This window comes from Cupriavidus sp. FW305-F7 (assembly GCF_058782875.1).
In genome coordinates this window covers 22967-41401 of sequence record NZ_JBYSYC010000038.1, presented here as the reverse complement: position 1 = coordinate 41401, position 18435 = coordinate 22967, and the positions used below count along the sequence as shown (strand labels likewise).

At 62.3% G+C, this 18435-nt stretch carries 16 protein-coding genes; 5 read left to right on the top strand and 11 right to left on the bottom strand.

Going from position 1 to position 18435, the window contains the following annotated elements; all coding sequences use genetic code 11:
• Positions 1-324 precede the first annotated feature (324 nt).
• The 5 genes from AC3WL8_RS28985 to AC3WL8_RS28965 all read right to left on the bottom strand — a co-directional run bounded on the left by AC3WL8_RS28985 (position 325) and on the right by AC3WL8_RS28965 (position 6788).
• A complete protein-coding gene (locus tag AC3WL8_RS28985) occupies positions 325-1428 on the bottom strand; it encodes a porin (RefSeq protein ID WP_492379373.1) in 1104 nt (367 codons plus the stop codon).
• A gap of 182 nt (positions 1429-1610) precedes the next feature.
• Complete coding sequence (locus tag AC3WL8_RS28980) at positions 1611-2771, bottom strand: MFS transporter (RefSeq protein WP_492379372.1); 1161 nt, start codon at positions 2769-2771, stop codon at positions 1611-1613.
• On the bottom strand, positions 2768-4123 hold the full coding sequence (locus AC3WL8_RS28975; protein WP_492379371.1) for an MFS transporter: 1356 nt from the start codon (positions 4121-4123) through the stop codon (positions 2768-2770). The genes AC3WL8_RS28980 and AC3WL8_RS28975 overlap by 4 nt, the downstream gene beginning before the upstream one ends.
• A 58-nt stretch (positions 4124-4181) precedes the next feature.
• Positions 4182-4940, bottom strand: coding sequence for an SDR family NAD(P)-dependent oxidoreductase (locus AC3WL8_RS28970; protein ID WP_492379405.1), 759 nt, complete (start codon positions 4938-4940; stop codon positions 4182-4184).
• Between the two features lie 90 nt (positions 4941-5030).
• Entirely contained in the window at positions 5031-6788 is a 1758-nt protein-coding gene (locus AC3WL8_RS28965; RefSeq protein WP_492379370.1) for an FAD-dependent oxidoreductase, read from the bottom strand.
• A gap of 172 nt (positions 6789-6960) precedes the next feature.
• On the opposite strand from AC3WL8_RS28965, the gene AC3WL8_RS28960 reads away from it, so the two are divergent.
• On the top strand, positions 6961-7758 hold the full coding sequence (locus tag AC3WL8_RS28960; RefSeq protein ID WP_035825971.1) for an IclR family transcriptional regulator: 798 nt from the start codon (positions 6961-6963) through the stop codon (positions 7756-7758).
• 407 nt (positions 7759-8165) lie between these two features.
• On the opposite strand, the gene AC3WL8_RS28955 is transcribed toward AC3WL8_RS28960, so the two are convergent.
• Together AC3WL8_RS28955 and AC3WL8_RS28950 are read right to left on the bottom strand one after the other, a co-directional pair.
• Positions 8166-8540, bottom strand: coding sequence for a hypothetical protein (locus AC3WL8_RS28955; protein WP_226798020.1), 375 nt, complete (start codon positions 8538-8540; stop codon positions 8166-8168).
• A 596-nt stretch (positions 8541-9136) separates the two neighbouring features.
• A complete protein-coding gene (locus AC3WL8_RS28950) occupies positions 9137-10078 on the bottom strand; it encodes an AraC family transcriptional regulator (protein WP_492379369.1) in 942 nt (313 codons plus the stop codon).
• Positions 10079-10539: 461 nt separating this feature from the next.
• Between AC3WL8_RS28950 and AC3WL8_RS28945 the strand changes: the two genes are divergently transcribed.
• The 4 genes from AC3WL8_RS28945 (at position 10540) to AC3WL8_RS28930 (ending at position 13493) form a co-directional block, all read left to right on the top strand.
• Positions 10540-11364 carry an alpha/beta fold hydrolase gene (locus AC3WL8_RS28945; protein ID WP_035825742.1) on the top strand — a complete coding sequence of 275 codons (825 nt, stop codon included), beginning with the start codon at positions 10540-10542 and terminating at the stop codon, positions 11362-11364.
• A 79-nt stretch (positions 11365-11443) separates the two neighbouring features.
• Positions 11444-11941 (top strand): DUF2306 domain-containing protein, encoded by a 498-nt coding sequence (locus tag AC3WL8_RS28940; protein ID WP_035825720.1) that lies wholly within the window; start codon positions 11444-11446, stop codon positions 11939-11941.
• An 18-nt stretch (positions 11942-11959) separates the two neighbouring features.
• Positions 11960-12523: a hypothetical protein gene (locus tag AC3WL8_RS28935; protein WP_492379368.1), complete on the top strand. Its 564-nt coding sequence runs from the start codon at positions 11960-11962 to the stop codon at positions 12521-12523.
• Between the two features lie 31 nt (positions 12524-12554).
• Positions 12555-13493 carry an alpha/beta fold hydrolase gene (locus AC3WL8_RS28930; protein ID WP_035825723.1) on the top strand — a complete coding sequence of 313 codons (939 nt, stop codon included), beginning with the start codon at positions 12555-12557 and terminating at the stop codon, positions 13491-13493.
• Between the two features lie 622 nt (positions 13494-14115).
• On the opposite strand, the gene AC3WL8_RS28925 is transcribed toward AC3WL8_RS28930, so the two are convergent.
• The 4 genes from AC3WL8_RS28925 to AC3WL8_RS28910 all read right to left on the bottom strand — a co-directional run bounded on the left by AC3WL8_RS28925 (position 14116) and on the right by AC3WL8_RS28910 (position 17207).
• Positions 14116-14319 (bottom strand): hypothetical protein, encoded by a 204-nt coding sequence (locus AC3WL8_RS28925; RefSeq protein ID WP_492379367.1) that lies wholly within the window; start codon positions 14317-14319, stop codon positions 14116-14118.
• A gap of 394 nt (positions 14320-14713) precedes the next feature.
• Entirely contained in the window at positions 14714-15922 is a 1209-nt protein-coding gene (locus AC3WL8_RS28920; protein ID WP_492379366.1) for an ISL3 family transposase, read from the bottom strand.
• Positions 15923-16426: 504 nt separating this feature from the next.
• Positions 16427-16747 (bottom strand): hypothetical protein, encoded by a 321-nt coding sequence (locus tag AC3WL8_RS28915; RefSeq protein WP_492379365.1) that lies wholly within the window; start codon positions 16745-16747, stop codon positions 16427-16429.
• Between the two features lie 130 nt (positions 16748-16877).
• Entirely contained in the window at positions 16878-17207 is a 330-nt protein-coding gene (locus AC3WL8_RS28910; protein ID WP_492379364.1) for a hypothetical protein, read from the bottom strand.
• Between the last annotated feature and the right edge of the window lie 1228 nt (positions 17208-18435).

The window sequence follows — 18435 nt, the reverse complement described above, 5'->3', positions numbered from 1 at the left end:
GGACGTCCAGCCAAGTTTTCGCTGATCGGATGGGCAGATGGCGGCTTCCAGCCTACAGCGGTCGTCCGAGCCTTCCTGCCGGCCGGCAAGTGCTCCGCCGTTGCGGAAGTTCGCAGAGGCTCGACCGCCGGCTGCGTGCGATCGTCGGCGAACCCACTTGGTGACGTCGCCAATGTGGCGAGACAAGGTGTCAGTCAGCAGGCCAGTCCCTTCGCTTTCAGGCCTGCAAAGCCCTCTGCCAGAGTACGAGCGCTGGCGCGTGCCTGCTCCCCAGACGTGGGAGCGAGGCAGGCAGAGGCAGAAGGAAGGAGCTACTTGCGGACTTCAAAAGATGTGCCGCACCCCTACGACGGCTCCTAGCTGATTCTGGCCGGGATTGGCATTTCCGAACGACTTGCCGGAGTCGAAGAAGCCGAGATTCGAGACGCCCTTGTTCTTTGTATAGCCGAGAGAGGTATACGCGTGTGTCCGCTTCGAGAAGGCATAGTCGGCATTGAAGGCAAACAGCCAGGGATCACTACCCGTATTTCTGAAATCCTGGAAATAGGCGGCACCAGCCAACGTGATAGCAGGCGTGAGTTGCCAGTTGGCGCCCAGCCAGTACAGGTTGGAGCCCTGGTTCGCTGCGCCCGCGACGGACCCGAGTACGACGCCGCCGTCATAGCCTCTTGCCCAGCGATAACCGGCAAACAGCTTCGCCGGGCCGATCCTGTAGGTCGCTGCCGTGGAAACTCGCCTCACCTTGGCATCCGGCGTGACGGTGACAGTGCCGGTGTTGATTTCGTCATACGCGGCAGCGACACCAAACGGCCCGGCGTCATAGGTCAGGAAGCCGCCGTACTCGCGCCCCAGGCTCGCATGGCCGGGCACTTCACTGCCATTGACCACGCTGCTGTCCGCGCCGAAGCTGTAGAACGCCGACGCGGTCAGGCCGCCAAAGGTGCCGACATATTTGACCGTATTGTCGGCCCGCTGGATGTATGCGAGATCCTGGGTAAAGATCGAATACTTGGTCGCCAGCGTCATGGGATCGTAGTTGCCGACGAAGTCGAAGAACGCGCTTTGCTGCCTTCCCAGCAGGATTCCGCCCCACGATCCCTGCAGTCCGACATAGGCCATGCGGCCGAAGAGGCGGCCACCCTGGCCGGATTTTCCGGTGTCGACGTCGAGCCCGCTCTCCAGTACGAACACGCCTCGCACACCATTTCCGAGGTTTTCGGTTCCCCGAAGTCCCCAGCGGGACCCGGCGATATTTCCGGAAGTCACGCGGTAAACGCTGTCTCCATTCCCGGGCTGGTGATTGGCGTATTCGATGCCGCTATCAACTACGCCATACAGGGTCACTTCGGAATGGGCCAATCCTGTGGCACCCAGCAGGGAGAGCGCCACGCAGCAGGTGATACCGCCTCTTGTCGTCAAGTCTTGCATCTTGGATCCTCCAGTTGTCTTGATGCGTGTTCGTTCGGGTTCTGAAAGAAGGGGATTTCCTCGACGCGCCGAACGGCCCGTCGTCAGGTGAATCGGGAAGTGGAGGCCAAAAGCGATCAGCGTCGTGATCGCTTCAGGGCAAACTGGTTCGGTGGCTGGCAGGTGGCAGGCATCTATGGCTGCTATCCGGGACGGTGACGGGGACCGTCTGTGCGGAGCCGTCCTCCGAATGCCATGCCGAGAAGGGGAAGAGCCACGGCGTTGGCGGCAAACAGCCATCGCTCGCCGAGGGTGCCGGCGACGGCCGCAGCGCCGCTCATGCCGAGCGCCTGCCCAAGAAACAGGCTCGCGGCAAACAGCCCTACCGCTGTACCGCGCGATGGTGGGAACACCTCGGTCGCCTGGGTCTGCAAGGTGTTGTGAAGCATGTAGAAGCCGAGTCCGCCGAGGAAACATCCGGGCACGCTCCATTCCCACCGTGGTCCGACCGCCACGATGGCGAAGGCGGCACCCAGGAGCGCGCCTCCGAGGGCGGCCAGCGCATCAGAGCCCAGACGCCTAATCAGCACGCCGGACAGCGCCACGTATACCAGGCCACCGACGCCATACATCGCCATCACCGCGCCGGCCGTACCCAGGCCGAGCCCGAAGCGGCCGTGCAGATAGGTCGGCACAAAGGCAAATCCCGTCAGGGTGAACAGGCCTTCGATCGCCGTCACTGCGAACACCAGTCTGGCGCGTGGCCGACCCAGCACGCTGCGGAACTGCTCCCCGAATGAACGCCTGGCAATCAGGTCGGAGACCATGCCCGATCCCTGCATCCGCACGACGAGCGCCGCGACGCCGGAGCCCGCCGCTAGCACCCAGAAGACAATGCGCCAGTGCAGCCAGTCGGCGATCAGCCCGGACATCCACTGGCCACCGATCATCCCGCCGATGGTCGCGAGGAAGAAGCGGGCAAGTACCTGCTGCCGGTCCCTGACCGGAACCGTATCGCCGATCATCGCCATGCTCATGGGGATGACACCCGCCGCGGCTGCGCCCGAGAGTCCCCGGGCCAGCGCGAGGGCGGGCATGGTCGGGGCCACGGCGGCCATGACGTTCGCAACGGCACAGCCTGTCAGCGCAAGGGTGACGACGCGGAGTTTGCCGAAGCGGTCGCCGAGCGGTCCATATACGAGCTGCATCAGGCCATAGGCCAGCGCGAACGCGGAGATGGACCACGCCGCCATGCCAATGGGTACATCGAAGCCCGACGACAGTGCCGGAAGCAAGGCGTCACAGGCGCGCATGGACGCCATGCTCATGACCGCCGCAATGGCGAGAGCGCCGAACCGCCTCACTCCGCCACCCTTGCCATCGGATAGGCGTGCCGGGGCTTCGCGATCATGAAGACCGACCCTGCCGCGAGCAGCGCCGGCACGGCGAGCAGGCCGAATACATCGCCGAAGCCCCAGCCAAGACCGAGAAGGCCTGCGCCGATGAAGGCGCCGGCCATGCCACCGATCCGCCCGATGCCCTGCATCCACGCCACGCCCGTCGTACGCGCCTCGGTCGGATAGAGGCCTGCGGCATAGGTGGACATCGAAGTTGCCGCGCTCGTGACCAGGGTGCCACAAAGGAAAAGCGAGATGCCGAGGAACTCCGGATGTTCGACACCGCGTCCCACCACGATGACGAGCACAGCGGCCAGCAGGTACGCTACGACGATGGTACGGTTGGCATTGAAGCGGTCCATGAGCCAGCCCGCAACAAGATTGCCGAGCAAGCCGCCAAGGGGAAAGAGGGAGGCCAGCAACGCGCCACGTTCCACGCTGAATCCGGCTTCACGGAACAGCGTCGGCATCCAGTTCGTCATCAGGTAATAGATCACCAGACCCATGAAGCACGACAGCCAGAGCAGGAACGTGCGCCGCCGGTATCCGGCCGACAGGATGAGTGCAAGAGCCGAAGCCTTTCCCGCCTTGCCTGCCGAAGCCATCGGCGCGACGAACACGCAGTGTTCGAGCGATTGCCGAGGTGCAATGCGCTTCAGGATGCGCGCGATCCGCTCGGGCGCCCCGGCGCGCACCGCCAGGAACTGGGCCGACTCCGGAAGCAGCGCAAGGAGCAGTAAGGCGAGTATCAGCGGCGCGATGCCGCCAGCCGTCAACACGCTTCGCCAGCCGAAATGAGGAATCAGCCAGGCCGATGCCGCGCCGCCCGCCACCAGCCCACCGGAGAAGCCGCAGTACATGGCATTCACCGCAAGGGAGCGCAGACGCGACGGTGCGTATTCCGACATCATCGTGATGGTCGTCGGCATGGCCGCACCGAGCCCGAGTCCGGTCAGGAAGCGCAGGACGGTCAATGCGCCGACGGTCTGTGCATGGGCGGCAACGAGTGTCCATCCTCCGAAGCACGTGACAGCCGCCACCAGTACCGTCTTCCGGCCAATGCGATCCGCCGCGGGTCCCGCGAAGATCGCGCCCAGGCTCAGGCCAGCCAGTGCTGCGCTCATGACGACACCGAGTTCGCCGCGGCCGATGCCCCACTCGTGCGCCAGCGACGGTGCGATAAAACCGATTGCCGCCGTGTCGTAGCCGTCGGCCGCCACGACGAGGAAGCAGAAGGCGAGGACCAGCCACTGGCAAGGGGAAAAGCGTTCGGCGTCGATGAAGGACTGCACGTCGATCGTGCGGGATGCCTGTTTCATCGTTGTCTCCTGGATGGGCGGGCAAGCGCGCTGTGCGCGCTTGCCTCGTTTGTGAGGGTCAGGCGGCGAGGTACCCGCCGTCCACGGGCAGGGTCACGCCGGTCACATAGGTGGACATCGACGAGGCGAGAAACAGCACCGCGCCCACCAGCTCTTCGGGTTGCCCAACCCGGTTCATCGGGATGCGGGACATGAAGCGTTCGAGCTTCGCCGGGTCCGTGCGCGTGGAAACGGTCATGGGCGTTTCGATGACGCCCGGTGCAATGGCATTGACGCGCACACCGTCGCGCGCGAGGTCGGCTGCCAGCGACTGGGTCAGCATCTTCACCGCGCCCTTCGAGGGCGAGTAGCCGAGCGTGTTCGGCTGGCCCGAAAGCGACGCGATGGACGCAACGTTGACAATGGCGCCACGGGTCTGCCGCAGGGCCGGCAACCACGCGTGGCAGACGTTGAAAGTCCCTTCGTGGTTGACCTTCATCACCCGCTGCAGGTTGGCCAGCGCATTCTCGCTGTCGATGCCCTCGCGAATGAGGATGCCGGCGTTGTTCACCAGCACGTCGACGGGGCCGACGCAGGCGGTGATCTCTTCGGCGACGGCGCGGCATTGCGCGGCATCGGTCACGTCCAGCGCGCAGGCGCGTGCCGCATGTCCACGGGCATCGATCATCGCCGCCGTCTCGTCGGCATTGGCTTCGTTCATGTCGGTCACGACGACCGTCGCGCCGGCTTCTGCGAGGCCGATGGCGATGGCCCGGCCGTTGCCCTGGCCCGCGCCAGTTATGAAAGCGACCTTCCCGGTCAGGAGTTTAGGAATCATCATGATTGCAATCGAGGGAAATTCAGGGTGAACGCCGCCACGCGGCCGCCGCAATGCGGCCGCGTGGGTGACAAAAATCGGTTAGGGAATTCAGTGCATGGCCAGAGGCTCGCGCGGGGCGGCCGTGCTCGCTTTCGGGGGCGTGGCCTGAACGTGATCGGCGATGTGGTTGCCCGCGACATAGCCAAAGGTCAGACCCGGGCCGAGCGTGATTCCCGCACCGCTGTACTCGCCGCCCATGATGCTTGCCGCATCGTTGCCCGCTGCGTAGAGGCCGGGGATCGGATCGCCGTCCCGGGAGACGACTTGGGCGTGCTCGTTCGTACGGATGCCCATGAATGAGCCAAGGTCGCCCGGTACGAGCTTGAGCGCATAGAACGGACCGTTGGCCAGCGGCGCGACGCAGGGATTGGGCGTGTGCAGCGCGTCGCCCTGATAGCGGTTGTAGGCTTTGCTGCCGCGCCCAAACTCGGGATCGCGGCCGTACTGCGCCGTTTCGTTGTACCGGCGAACGGTGGCGGCGAGTGTCGCCGGATCGACACCGATCTGCTTCGCAAGGTCCTCGATCGTCTTGCCGCGCTTGAGGTAGCCGTTGCGCAGATGCGGCCCGAGCGGCATTGGGAACGGCTTCACGAAGCCGAGGCCGTAGTGCCGGATCGCCGCATGGTCGGCGATCAGCCAGCACGCCGTCTCCGGCTTGCCCTTCGAGGCGGCGATCATTGCCTGCACGAGATCGTGGTACGAGTTCGCCTCGTTGGCGAAGCGCTTGCCATCCAGGCTGACGGCAATCACGCCTGGTTTCGCCCGGTCGATGAAGTGGGGCATGATGCCGGTCGTGCCGTCCTTGCGCGGCACGAGCGACATGGGCGTCCACGCGGCGGCATTCGACAGGGTCTTGTCGAACACACCGCCCACCTCTTCGGCCATTCGCATGCCGTCGCCCACATTGGTCTGCGGCGTTGGCGAGAAGTGGCCGTGCCCGGCCTTCACGTGCGGGTAAGTCTCCTTGCGCCGCTCGAGGTTGTGCGGGAATCCGCCGCTGGCCAGCACCACACCGTGACGCGCCTTCACGCTGACCCGTTGGCCGTCGCGCTCAAGCACCGCGCCGGTGACGCGCCCCCCCTCCTGCAACAACTGCACGGCAGGCGACGACAGCCATACCGGGATCGACAGGTCGGCTGCCGACTTCGCGAGCCGCGCGGCCAGCGCATTGCCGTTAGTCAGCGTCATGCCCCGCCCGTACTTCATTACCTCCAGGAAATGTTTGGTCAGGCGTTTGGTGACATACCACGCGGACTGCAGCGATCGCGTCACCCGCATGAAATGGACGATCTCCTTGCCGGAGCCGATCGTCACGCCGAAGACCGTCAGTTCCGGCAGCACGGGGCCGAGGGTTTTGAGCAACGGGCCGAGTTCGCGCGCGTCGTATGGACGCGTCACCATCGAGCGGCCGCCCTGTGCGGCGCCGGGCGCCTCGGCGTGGTAGTCCGGGAACGTGAGCGGCATGTCGAACTGGACGGCGGTCTTTGTCATGAAGAACTCGATCGCTTTCGGGCCGTTCGCCAGAAAGGCGCGTACACGCGCCTCATCGAACCCGGCGCCGGCCTGGTTCCGGATATAGGTCAGCGCCAGGTCCGGTAGTTCGTGATGGCCGTATGCCTTGCCCAGATGGGTGTTCGGCACCCAGAGCCAGCCGCCTGAGCGGGCCGTCGTGCCGCCGTAATAGTTTGCCTTCTCGGCCACGATGACCTTCAGCCCCCGGCTGGCGGCGGTAATGGCCGCGGACATGCCGGCGACGCCTGATCCGATGACCAGAACATCACATTTTTCCTGTTGCAGTGTAGACATCGACTTCTCCATTCAAGTGCGGGCGGTACGGACGCCAAGAGCGGTGCCACCATGTTTGCTAGATTAGTACTAGCGCGATTGAAAATATCTACATGTTAACCCTACGCTTGTTTATTAGATAATGCCTAGTGCTATACTGCGCGCACTATCCATCTCATAGCAGGGACATACCGTGGACCAGACCGACCAGGCACCCGAGCGAGAGCGCCGCGGCATCCAGTCGATTGAAGTGGGAGGAGAAATCCTGAAGGTACTGGCCTCCGAGGCCAGGCCGATGGCGCTACGCGATCTCGTGAAGGCGGCGAACATGCCGTCCGGCAAGATCCATCCGTATCTGGTGAGCTTTGGCAAGATCGGGCTCGTCGCCCAAGACCCGGTCACGGGTCACTATCTGCTCGGCCCGATGGCCATCCAGCTCGGGCTGACCAGCCTGCAGACGCTGAACCCGATCCGCGAGGCCACGCCGTTCGCCGAAGCGCTTTCGGAAGAAACGTCGCACGCGGTCGCGCTCGCTGTGTGGGGAAACCTTGGGCCGGTCATCGTGCGGCTGATCGATGCGTCCTATCCCATCCACACGAACATCCGCACCGGCACGGTCATGTCGCTCGCCAATACGGCGACCGGCAGGGTTTTCTCGGCATTCCTCCCACGTCAGTTCACCGAAAGGCTGTTGCTGGACGATCGCATACGGCTCGGCCCCGATATTGCGCATCCACTGGACGCCGCCGTGGTCGAGGAAATGATCAAGGAAGCGCGGGCGCGCCACATGTCTCGCAGCATCAACCATCCCACGCCAGGGATCGTCGCCTTTTCTGCGCCGGTGTTCGATTATTCGGGAAACATTGCGCTGACGATCACCATCATGGGACCGACCGGCACTGTTGATACCGATTGGGAGGGGCCGGTGGCCAAAGCATTGGATGCTTGTGCGCAGGCGGTTTCGAAGCGCCTCGGCTACAGGGGCTCGTAGAAGTGCTTACAGGCGTCTAGCTTCAGCGGGCTGAAATGGTCGTTTCCATGAGCGGCCATTTCTTGTCCGACGACGGTCCATCTATCTTAAGGCTTGTGCGATGCGGGCGCTTGCACGTGGGATTGGACGAGCGGCAGAAACGGCCGATGACCCGTCGACACGACCCCAGTACGGAGGTCCGTTGTTTGAGCGGAGCGGCCGCTTGAATGGCTGTCCGAGCGCGAAGGCGTACGGCTGAAGATGGCCGGTCTCTGCCCACATGTTGCGCACCCGCGCTTCCTTGAACATCTATTTCACCACCGCTGCTTCCAGCGGATGGGGCCCCCGCCGGGTGCTCAGGACCTGCAGCGGCTACCGCCGTTCCCACCACCGGGTAGCCAATATCGCAGACGCCCCCGCGCGCGGTGTCACACCCCGCTGAGGTGCTGGCAATGTTCGCGAAACCAGCGGTCCAGCCCCTGCTGCGCGCCGGACCAGGTCGGCATCTCGCCGACTGCGCCGGGCGCCAGACCAAGGCTCTCCCACGCCGACTGCAAGAGTTGATCTACAGGCTTCCAGAAACGCCCACCCAGAGTCTGCGGCTCTAGAACAACGTCGTAGGCTGCAATCCATGCGCAAAGAGCCCGCCGGTCTTGCTCCGAGGGCAGCTCGGCCGACTGCAGCGCCCGTGGCGGGGGCCTGCCGATCGCGGCCGCCTCCAGCCATGCGGCCAAGGCACCACCCAGCGGCTGTTCGGCCAGTATGGCCGACAGCGCGACGCCTCGGCGCAGGTCCGCGAGCACGTACAGGCATGCGCGCGGCGGAGTCTGCCCGCGAAAGAGCGTGCAGTGGAGGGCCCAGGTACGGGCGGAGGGCGAAGGGGGCGTCTGCAAGGGCATGGGCGATAACTGGAGAGCCGCTTCCTATCGCAAGCAAAGTTCGCGCCGGCCGAGATGTCAAGCGCTGGCCACTCGGGATGCATCGCTGGGTCGTCATGGGCCCGATTGCCGAGCCCATGCAGGGCATCCCTCGCGCACCGGGGTAGCGAGGGCGGGCCTTGCCCAGCACACGTGTTGCGAGAGCCAGCGCCGGTCGGCTGTTCCCGACCCTTCTGAGCCGTTCGACTCCTCCACAACTCGGTGGCAGCTATCCGAGTCCAACAGTCATCCGCTTCCACTGTCGCTTTGGCAGTTGATCGACCGACGCGGGCGATCGCTTGTCGACGGTTGTTCCGCATAGCCAATCCAGAGCATGATAAAGGGATCGCCGTTGTCCAGGCCCACGGTCCGCTCTATGTCAGGTTCGCCACATACCACGGCGTATCGGAGACGTTTGCGCCTGCTATCTCGCATTGCAGTCGCCCGTCCGCTGGTGCCCCAACCTATCCAAATTCTCCCCCTCATCCACGCCGGCGCCGTCGAAGCGTCTGCGATGGGAGAACCCCAAAGTAGGCGCGATAGAGCGCCGCGAACCGGCCAAAGTCCCAGACACCAAATCGTCCGCAGATCGCGGATACCGTATCGCCCGGCATCGCATTGCAGAGGGCTGCGCGAATAGCATGCATGCGGTACAGCGCTAGGTAGCGATGCGGTCCCATGCCCAGGTATCGATGGAACACGTTGCGAACCGTGCGTTCGGATGCATCGGCAGCCGCGCAGAGGTCGTCCACAAGGACCGTCGTTTCCCTCACGCACTTGAGGTAGCCCAGCGCCCTGCTCAGGATCTGCCGATGACGAGGGTTGAGCCGGAGATGGGTCGCGCCATCGCCGACCGTCAGCACGGCGCGAAACACGAGGTTGATCAGCTCGGCGCGAGCCGTGAGCGTGGCGGCCGGATGGCGCAATTGGTCTGGGTCGTCGCGCTCGACGCGCAAGATGCGCCGAATCGTTGCCAGCAGTTGCGGCACGCCGTTTCGACCGGTGCAGACCAGATTGTTGGAGAGCAGCGTGGCGTCGAACTCGTCGACGTGCGTGTGGACCCAGTGCAGGACCAATGGCGCCGATATCGCCACCGTCAGCCAGCTTGCCGCCCGCTCCGCAACGATGTGGAACATCTGGTCGGGCGCCATCCAGCCGACCGTGCGCTCGTCGAAGGCACGGCCATCGACAATGGTGCATTGTTGTGCACTCAACGGCACGAAGACATTGAAGTAGTCGGGCATGCCGATACCCGAATAGGCCGTGGAGGCGCCCTCCCGGCCCATCATGATCGCCACGCCATTGAGGTCGATCACCTTGAGCTGCCAGTCTCGCTGCGGCCGGGACCGCAAGACATACCTTCCCTGGACGCCGTAAAGCGCCGCCTCGAATTCGTCGAACTCCGGGCAGACCAGCTTCGTCAATGGATTGCTCCTTGGGCGGCCCTTCACGGCGGGTTGCCATGCAAGTCCAGGCGACATTTGCCGATTTTACGTAGCCGGGGACCAAGGTTTCAAGAAATAATTACCAGCAAATGGATGCGAAGGGGAGACCATGACGGAATCAAGCCAACCAGGGACGTATCCCGCGGCTTCCACAGGATTGCTGCTTGTGGATCCCTACAACGATTTCCTCAGTGAGGGCGGCAAGCTCAACGGCCGGGCAAAGCCGGTAGCCGACCAGGTCTATAGGGGACCGTACTGATCGGACGCAAGGGGAAGCGCAAAATGAACGACGAAAACGGTCGGTGATGACAGCGACGCGCCGTGGCGTCCTGAAGGCCGTCGCGTCAGTGGCGGCATTGTTCACGATGTCTCGCGCGGCGGACGCCGCCACCAACGCGACCGCCCCGGCGAGCAGGGGCAACCAACAAGGAGACAATGCCATGCATACGGTCAGAACGAAGGACGGCGTCGACATATTTTACAAAGACTGGGGCAGTGGCCAGCCCATTGTTTTCTCCCACGGATGGCCGCTGAGCGCGGACGACTGGGACGCGCAGATGATGTTCTTCCTGAACCACGGATTCCGGGTGATCGCCCATGACCGGCGTGGCCACGGCAGGTCGACCCAGACTGCCAGCGGTCACGACATGAGCCACTATGCCGACGATCTGGCAACGGTGACGTCCCATCTAGACCTGAAGAACGCCATCCATGTCGGCCACTCCACCGGCGGTGGCGAAGTCGTCCGCTATCTGGCTCGACACGGGGAAAGTCGCGTTGCGAAAGCCGTGCTGATCGCCGCGGTGCCACCATTGATGGTCAAGACTGAAGCCAATCCGGGTGGATTGCCGAAGGACGTCTTCGACGGCTTCCAGGCGCAGGTCGCAAACAACCGAGCACAGTTCTACCGTGACATTCCAGCCGGTCCCTTCTACGGTTTCAATCGACCGGGCGTCAAGGCGGACGAAGGCGTCATCGCGAACTGGTGGCGGCAGGGCATGCAGGGCGGCGCCAAGGCGCACTACGACGGCATCGTCGCCTTTTCACAGACCGATTTCACGGAGGACCTGAAAAAGATCACTGTGCCGACGCTGGTAATGCATGGCGACGACGACCAGATTGTGCCCTATGCTGACTCCGCACCCCTTTCGGCAAAGCTGTTGCGCAATGGCATCCTGAAGACATACAAGGGATTCCCACATGGCATGCCTACCACGCATGCCGAGACGATTAACGCGGACCTGTTGGCTTTCGTTCGCTCCTGATTATTCCCCCCGCTCGCGCAGACGTGCTGCCGATACGGATCCTCCACGGCGTCTAAGCAAGCGAACCCGGAGTGCCATCATGCTCAACCTCAGTCCGCTCGGAATACTCCACACCTCGATTGCCCTGGTGGCAGTGGCGTGTGGTCTGGTGGCGTTGTTTAAGCACGGCGAAATCGAGATGAGGACGCGATCCGGCCGGCTCTATATATGGCTGACGGCAGCTACGGCATTCACCGGGCTCTTTATTTTCCGCCATGGCGGATTCGGGCCGCCCCATGCACTGGCAATCTTGACGTTGGCAGTGCTCGCCATTGCCAGTGCCTGCGAGCGACATAGGGAAGCGGGCGTAGCACGCTACCTTGCCGTACTGGGCTACTCGCTTACGCTGTTCTTCCATCTGATCCCAGGATTGACGGAGACCGGCACGCGCATCCCGATCGGCAATCCGGCCTTCAGCGGTCCGGAAGATCCGACACTGAAGGCTATGGTTGGCATCGGCTTCCTCGTCTACCTGACTGGCGCGACGGTCCAGGCGATGCGTATCCGCCGCTCCCACCGACTGACGGTCAGCCCCTGAATCTCTGTTGCCCTTGCCATGAGCCAGCCAAAACAAGGACAGCCGCGGCTATTTGCCCAACTGCCGCTGCTCGACGGCATTCTTGAACAGCATAGGGCGCAACTCGGCGCCGACTTCATCGCCTATCGCAACCACGCGTATCGGGTCGCCAATTTTTGCAGCGCGCTAGCGCCATCCGCGGTGGCCGGAGAGCCTGTCATCAGCATCGCTGCCGCCTTTCACGACCTGGGGATATGGACCGGCCGGACCTTTGATTACCTGCAGCCGTCCCGGCAGCTCGCAAGCGACTACCTGGACGATGCCGATTACCGGAGCATGGGCGAATTGGTGGACGCCATGATCTGCCAGCATCACAAGATCCGACCCTATCGCGGCACCGAAGGCGAGTTGGTCGAAGTGTTCCGGCAGGCCGACTGGGTAGACGTGACCGGCGGATTCATCACCGCGTCGATTCCGAAAGGATTTCTGGCCGATGTATTCGCGCGGTTTCCCAGCGCCGGATTCCACCGCTGCCTTCTTCGGCTGACATGCCGGCACGCTGTCCTGCACCCCCTCAAGCCACTCCCAATGATCCGGTGGTGAGATAGCCACCAACTTTCCAAGAGATACAGTCATGAAGCGTTTTTTCGCCCGATGCATGCCAACCTTCGGCGTTCTGCCCACTGCGGGCCACGCGGCTGCCGTCGATGCCGCGGTCTCCGCGGGTACCGCCCCGACGTGCTACGTGACGGTCGAGGGCGACAGGATTGCCTACCGCAAGATAGGGCAGGGGCCGACGATCATTCTCGCCAACCGCTTACGCGGGACGCTCGATACATGGGATCCGTTGTTTCTTGACGGACTAGCGTCGCGGTACACCGTCGTCACCGTCGACTATCCCGGCATCGGTTACTCGACTGGCAAACTTCCCGACTCCATGGCATCGGCGTCGAAGTTCATCGATGAGTTCGCCAACGCAATCGAGGCCGATCGTTTCGTCATCCTCGGCTGGTCGTGGGGAGGACTTGTGGCTCAGACCTATCTTCTGGACCACGCGCAACGCGTTACTCACGCGATCCTCATCGGAACCAACCCACCCGGACACAACGATATCCCACTGCAGCAGGTGTTTCTCGATCGTGCATTCAAGCCTGTGAACGATCTGGCGGATGAGGAGGTTTTGTTTTTCGAGCCCGCCTCCCAGGCAAGCCGTGCCGAGGCCAAGGCATCTCACGAACGCATCTACGCTAGGGCTGACGTTACCTCCAAGATACCCTCCAGGCCCGACGAGTTGGCACCGTACTTCACGGCGGCAGAGGGCTTCCATAAGGATGAGGAGCACCGGCGCGATCGCATGGGGCAGGTGAATGTGCCGATCCTGGTAATCGCAGGAGACCACGATACGAGCACCGCTGGGCAGAACTGGTTTCCTTTGATCGGGAATATGCGACAAGCACAGTTCATCTTCTTCTCCGAAGCGGGGCATGCACCACAGCACCAACACCCCGAACTTATTTCCGACTACATTCACGATTTTCTCGTTAGGACAGTGACAAAGCTTTCCTCAAACTAGATTGCTGGGCGCCCTCAAATCTGAAGTGCAACACCTTGCCATCCGGTTAGGTGCATTCGCGAGCATGGGTGCCCCTCCTTCAGCGGGCGTCAACACAGCAAAGCGCGGCAGGATCGTCCGATACGACCGCCATGATCAGCGCAGGTACTGTCCGTTATCTGGTGCAGAGCTGCCTCTCAGGCGTCCGCACTAATCTGCGTGCCAGTGTCCGTAGATGGCCGACAGCAGTCAAATGCGCCCCGGTCAGTGCTTCCCCTCAAGTACGGGACGTAGGGAATCGGGATTCGCGCTCCTAGCGCGCAGCCCGCCTGGTCTCAAGGCAAGCACGCGCCAGTCGCACTAATTCCAAATTTCTAGTCTCACGGAAAAGCACCTAGTCTCACGAATTCCGGTTCCGTACAATAAGTTGCCCGTACCTGCGCGCGGTGAGGTGAAGTGGTCGCGCGCCCCTTCCGCAACCTTCGTCCCGTCTCGCGACGCATTGCGATGAATTTACAGCAAAGGGGGTTATCGCAGCTGAGTTCTGCCGGTCATCGGCAAGGGCAAGAATGCCGCATTTAGAGCCGCAAGTGGGAGCGAGCCAGGGACTTTGCTGACCTGGCTCGCTTTACCTTCTCTTCGCTCAGACATGAACGAAGCCGTCAGTCACTGAGTTGATCAGCACCCCGTCAACGTAGACGGATACCGGTTCGCCATCCGGGGACATCAGCAGGTCACCTGGCGGGCGTTGGCCTGGAAGCTTCATCCGTCCACCCTGGACGGCGCTCATTTGTTTGCTGTCCAGGCCTTCTTCGGCGGGCAGGTCTTTAACGGTCAGAGTTGTCATGGCAGTCTCCAGTTGAGGGCGGGCCACCGCCCAGGTTTTGATCGCGCGTGGGTTAGAGCGCGCTGGAGATCCACGCGAGGACTGTGCCAGCCACCAGGCAGCTTGGCGAGCCGGCAGCCAAGGCAGCGGCATCGCGCGGCGAGGCCACCCTTCCTCCTGTCGCGGGTGTGCGTTGTGTCCATGAAGTGTTGGGTAGCACCAGACAACCCCTGTCGCCCTGGTGGATGCAGGCAGACGCAGCGCCGGGAAGGTCGACTGCGGCCTGTCGCCGGTGACCTTGTCCTTTAGAAACTCGCTGTCCTGCGTCTGCGGAGGCGCAACGCGCCCCTTGCGGGATACGCGCGTCGCGGTTTGGCGTACTACGGCTGTTGCCATTGAACGCCCCAAAAAGGGTTCATCGCCGAATTCCGGGGAAGGCGGCGCGGATCTTGAGGAAGAAGTAGTAGTCATCGCGGAAGCCATAGGCCATGCGCTTGATCACCTTGATCCGGTTGTTGATGCCTTCGACCAGATTAGTGCCCAAGGGCCAGCGGGTGTGGGCCAAGATGCCCGGCAGGTAAGGCTTGAGCCGCCGGGCGAACTGGCACAGCGGCCCAATCCCGCTGCTCATGGCGCGCTCGTACCAGTCCTCCCAGAACCGCCTGGCGTAGCCCGGGTGCCGATAGTCCCACAGCGCCTTGAGATCGTCCTTGAGCACGTAGACCGTCATCAGCGCCTTGTTGGCCGCCAGGATCTCTTCGAGCCGGATCTGATCGGCCTCTCGTTTGACATTCTCGCGGTTGCGTAGCAGCAGCCAGCGCGAGGACTTCACCACCTTGCGGGCCACCCGGTCACCGCGCAGACGGTTCGCCTCGTCCACTCGAACTCGGTCGATGACCTCCCGCCCGTACTTGGCTACCACGTGGAACAGGTCGTAGACCACCTCGGCTTGCGGGCAATGCATGCGCACCTCGAGATCGTAGGCAGTATTCATGTCCATGACGGCGGCACGTAGCCGAGCACGTCCCTCAGGGCCGAGCAACTCGAAGAACGGGCGGATGTCCTCGCGCGAGCGCCCGCGGCCCACCCACAGTACCCGCTTGCTCGACGGCTCGACGATGACCGTCGCGTAGCGATGACCCTTCTGGATCGCAAACTCGTCCATGGCAATGACCGTGACGCCGCTTAGGTCCACCGGCCCAAGTTCCTGCTCCAGATGGCGCTGGTCTATCCGCTTGACCGCGGTCCAGGACAGCCGATAAAACGCTGCCACATGGCGCAGCGACATCACCTTGCAAAGCCGCGCCACGCTGGCGGCCAGCCGTGCTGTCACCCGCGCATAGGGAGCCAGCCAGTCCAGGCGCTCCAGCTTGGGCCCACACCGCCGGCACGCCAGACGAAGCCTCGGCACGATCAGTTCAACTGGCATCTCGAATACCGGCAGATCTCGCACCCGGCGCTCGGCCCAATCGTGCACAGCGCTAACTACGTGCCCGCACCCACTGCAGTACCCGCGCCGGCGCGCCTTGGGCTCCAATCGGATCACGCAATAGCGCTGCCCTTCACGGGTTTCCTCCCAACTATCGCGCAGGCGATAGCCTTCCCAGCAGCCAAGCTGGGCCATACAATTGCGTAGGGCCAACCACCACCTTCCTGTTTCTTGTTGTGTCGCAACTCCAAGATAACAGCGGTGGGCGGTTGGCCCTTTTGTTTCTAAGCGGTCACGCAGATCGGCGATGAACCAAAAAAGAGCCCCGGGGTCCGGGGGGTACCTCAGGGCCCGTAAATGCGGGGCCCAAACACCCGCCCCGCATATTCAATGTTGGACGAGAGTTACTGATTCGACATCCGCCTTAGTGTCTACACCACTGTCACATTTAAGGTTGTTTCAATGACGAAAACGCACCATCCACGGATCCACTAGACAGGGAATGAGGCGCGCTTATCAGACCGCGCATGACGGCGAGGTTGCGCGGAATCCCGCTGTCAGCGTTGAGGTGAGCCAACAGGCATGGACGCTCAGTGCCTGTTTCTCATTGGTGTCGTCCGATGCCGAGGCGGGCAGGGGTACTAGTCCTCCAATCAAGCAGAAGTACACACGTTGGCGTAAGATCGAGCGCCGGACCACCTAGTGGGCGTTGTCCTTTTCGGCGGGAAGGTGGACTTGACCCGACGACCCTTCAGCGTCAGGCGTTCCTTGGTCGGGCATTGCTGAAAGCCCATGCCCTTCGTTAGCGACCATTGCATTGCCAAAATCGATGCGCTCAGCAATGCCACCTTGCTTGTCGTGCACATAGAGAAGGACTCGCCGCTCCACGGCAAAAGAGGTTGCTATTGCAATGGCTGTTGTGAAGTCCAGACCCGATTCCAAACGACCTTCGCCTTCCACTGCAATGGCCCAGGACGCACCGTCATACACCACGTGTAGATTGCTATTCTGAAATTGCATATTTGGTCCTCCAGTTGTGAGGGACTTGGATCCGCTCATCACCGAGGCAACGTAGCAAAAGCGAGGCTGGAGTAGGTTGCGACAGCCCGGGTGCAAGGTAAGCCAATTCACGATATTAGGGTGGCTTTCCTCAGCCACGCCGCATGTAACCCTTGAAGCTCAGGAACCCGCCAAGCGCACCGATTATCAGTGCGGCTACGATAATAGAGGCGCGGCTGCTATAGAGGGTCGAACCTACCGAAATTGCGACCTGCGGCAAGACGATGCGGATAATGCCACCTATTGTCATGAGCCAGCCCAGCCCTGTGATGATCACGCGCCAGTCCATTTGCCATCTATTGTGCAGGTTGACGATTGCGAGACCAGCGAGCAGCGACAGTAAGCCGGACAGATAGAACAGGATGCCAGGATGCAGCGCCTCCGTGATCATGCTCTCATACATGCCGAGATTTATCAGCATACCGAGCGCGACCGCGACGAATGTCGGCCCTAGGAGTCTGGAGAGAAATAACGATCGATCTAAGAGGCTCATCCTCACCCTGTGCGCGCTAATCAATATGCCAGGGGCGCGCGATGGCTCCGCACGTGCGGCGCACCATGCCGCGTGTCTCGCACTTGCACCGCGTCTGAGCGGACGGCAGCGCGCACTGCGATCCCCGACGTCAGCCGGATTCGACAAGCGTTCCGATAAGCCGTAACAACTCGGCATGCTCTGGTCCGTGCGCATCGCACACGAGGAAATCGCCGACGGCTATTTCGGATGCTTGGCCGCCCGATGGGATGTTGGGCTCATGCCGGATGAACACTCGCCCCGAATCCAGGTCGCGAACCAGCGACCATCGGTCGCCATTGGAACTCCGATAAAGATGCCGTGCTCGCTGAGTCATGTACCACCCCCTCAATTTTGGCTGGCGAACATCGTCAAGCATGCATCTATCCGATGCCGTACTCAATAAGGAGACTGTGGTGAACGTCTTTTTCGGTCGACTGCGGCCCGTCGCCGGTAACCTTGTTCTTCAGAAACTCGCTGATTTGCGTCGGCGGAGGCTCAACGCGCTCCCCGCTGAGTCCCCGCAGTCTCATCAATTCGCTATTTCCTGTCTTACAAGAAGCGGCGAAGTCTCACTAATCCCGTTTCCCCGCAATTTGTGCGAGGAATCGGAATTCTCGAGACTGCGTTCTCCGAAAAATCAACGACTTAGCGTCCAATTCGGTCCGCGCTCGTTCGGATGAGAACCGGAAATACCGAGACTGACCTGAATTGAAGCGCGAATTCCTTGGACTGCCCCGCACCGGTCGCTCACTGTCTCTTTGCGACCCATTGCTGTCGTTCAGGTCGCCATGACGGTAGCGGCCATTCCTAAAAGTCCAACGGCCATTCGCTCGCGCAGGGCCGCCTGCCGCTTGTCGGCCGACCCTCCCAATCGACCTGTTCGAGATAAAACGCACCAGCCTAGAATCCGTTGTCATGTTTTTTGTAAATCTCAATAGCTTGTGGCCAGTTTCCGGCTCAGTTCTGCGATCCCGGAGTGCTAGAGCAAGTCACAGAACAAATACGAGCATGTCCTCGCCTTATGCCAAGATGACCGAAGTGTGGAGATGGCGAAACAAGTCCGGCCGGCGACCCCGAGGCTGCGCTAACGGACTTGTCCGACGCGCGGGGGCAGAGGCCATTCGGGCACGTCCTC

Bases quoted from the DNA above. Each gene is read 5' to 3' on its own strand.
- AC3WL8_RS28985 (WP_492379373.1), bottom strand. From the start codon at position 1,428: ATGCAAGACTTGACGACAAGAGGCGGTATCACCTGCTGCGTGGCGCTC.
- AC3WL8_RS28975 (WP_492379371.1), bottom strand. From the start codon at position 4,123: ATGAAACAGGCATCCCGCACGATCGACGTGCAGTCCTTCATCGACGCC.
- AC3WL8_RS28970 (WP_492379405.1), bottom strand. From the start codon at position 4,940: ATGATTCCTAAACTCCTGACCGGGAAGGTCGCTTTCATAACTGGCGCG.
- AC3WL8_RS28965 (WP_492379370.1), bottom strand. From the start codon at position 6,788: ATGTCTACACTGCAACAGGAAAAATGTGATGTTCTGGTCATCGGATCA.
- AC3WL8_RS28945 (WP_035825742.1), top strand. From the start codon at position 10,540: ATGCATACGGTCAGAACGAAGGACGGCGTCGACATATTTTACAAAGAC.
- AC3WL8_RS28940 (WP_035825720.1), top strand. From the start codon at position 11,444: ATGCTCAACCTCAGTCCGCTCGGAATACTCCACACCTCGATTGCCCTG.
- AC3WL8_RS28935 (WP_492379368.1), top strand. From the start codon at position 11,960: ATGAGCCAGCCAAAACAAGGACAGCCGCGGCTATTTGCCCAACTGCCG.
- AC3WL8_RS28930 (WP_035825723.1), top strand. From the start codon at position 12,555: ATGAAGCGTTTTTTCGCCCGATGCATGCCAACCTTCGGCGTTCTGCCC.
- AC3WL8_RS28925 (WP_492379367.1), bottom strand. From the start codon at position 14,319: ATGACAACTCTGACCGTTAAAGACCTGCCCGCCGAAGAAGGCCTGGAC.
- AC3WL8_RS28920 (WP_492379366.1), bottom strand. From the start codon at position 15,922: ATGGCCCAGCTTGGCTGCTGGGAAGGCTATCGCCTGCGCGATAGTTGG.
- AC3WL8_RS28915 (WP_492379365.1), bottom strand. From the start codon at position 16,747: ATGCAATTTCAGAATAGCAATCTACACGTGGTGTATGACGGTGCGTCC.
- AC3WL8_RS28910 (WP_492379364.1), bottom strand. From the start codon at position 17,207: ATGCTGATAAATCTCGGCATGTATGAGAGCATGATCACGGAGGCGCTG.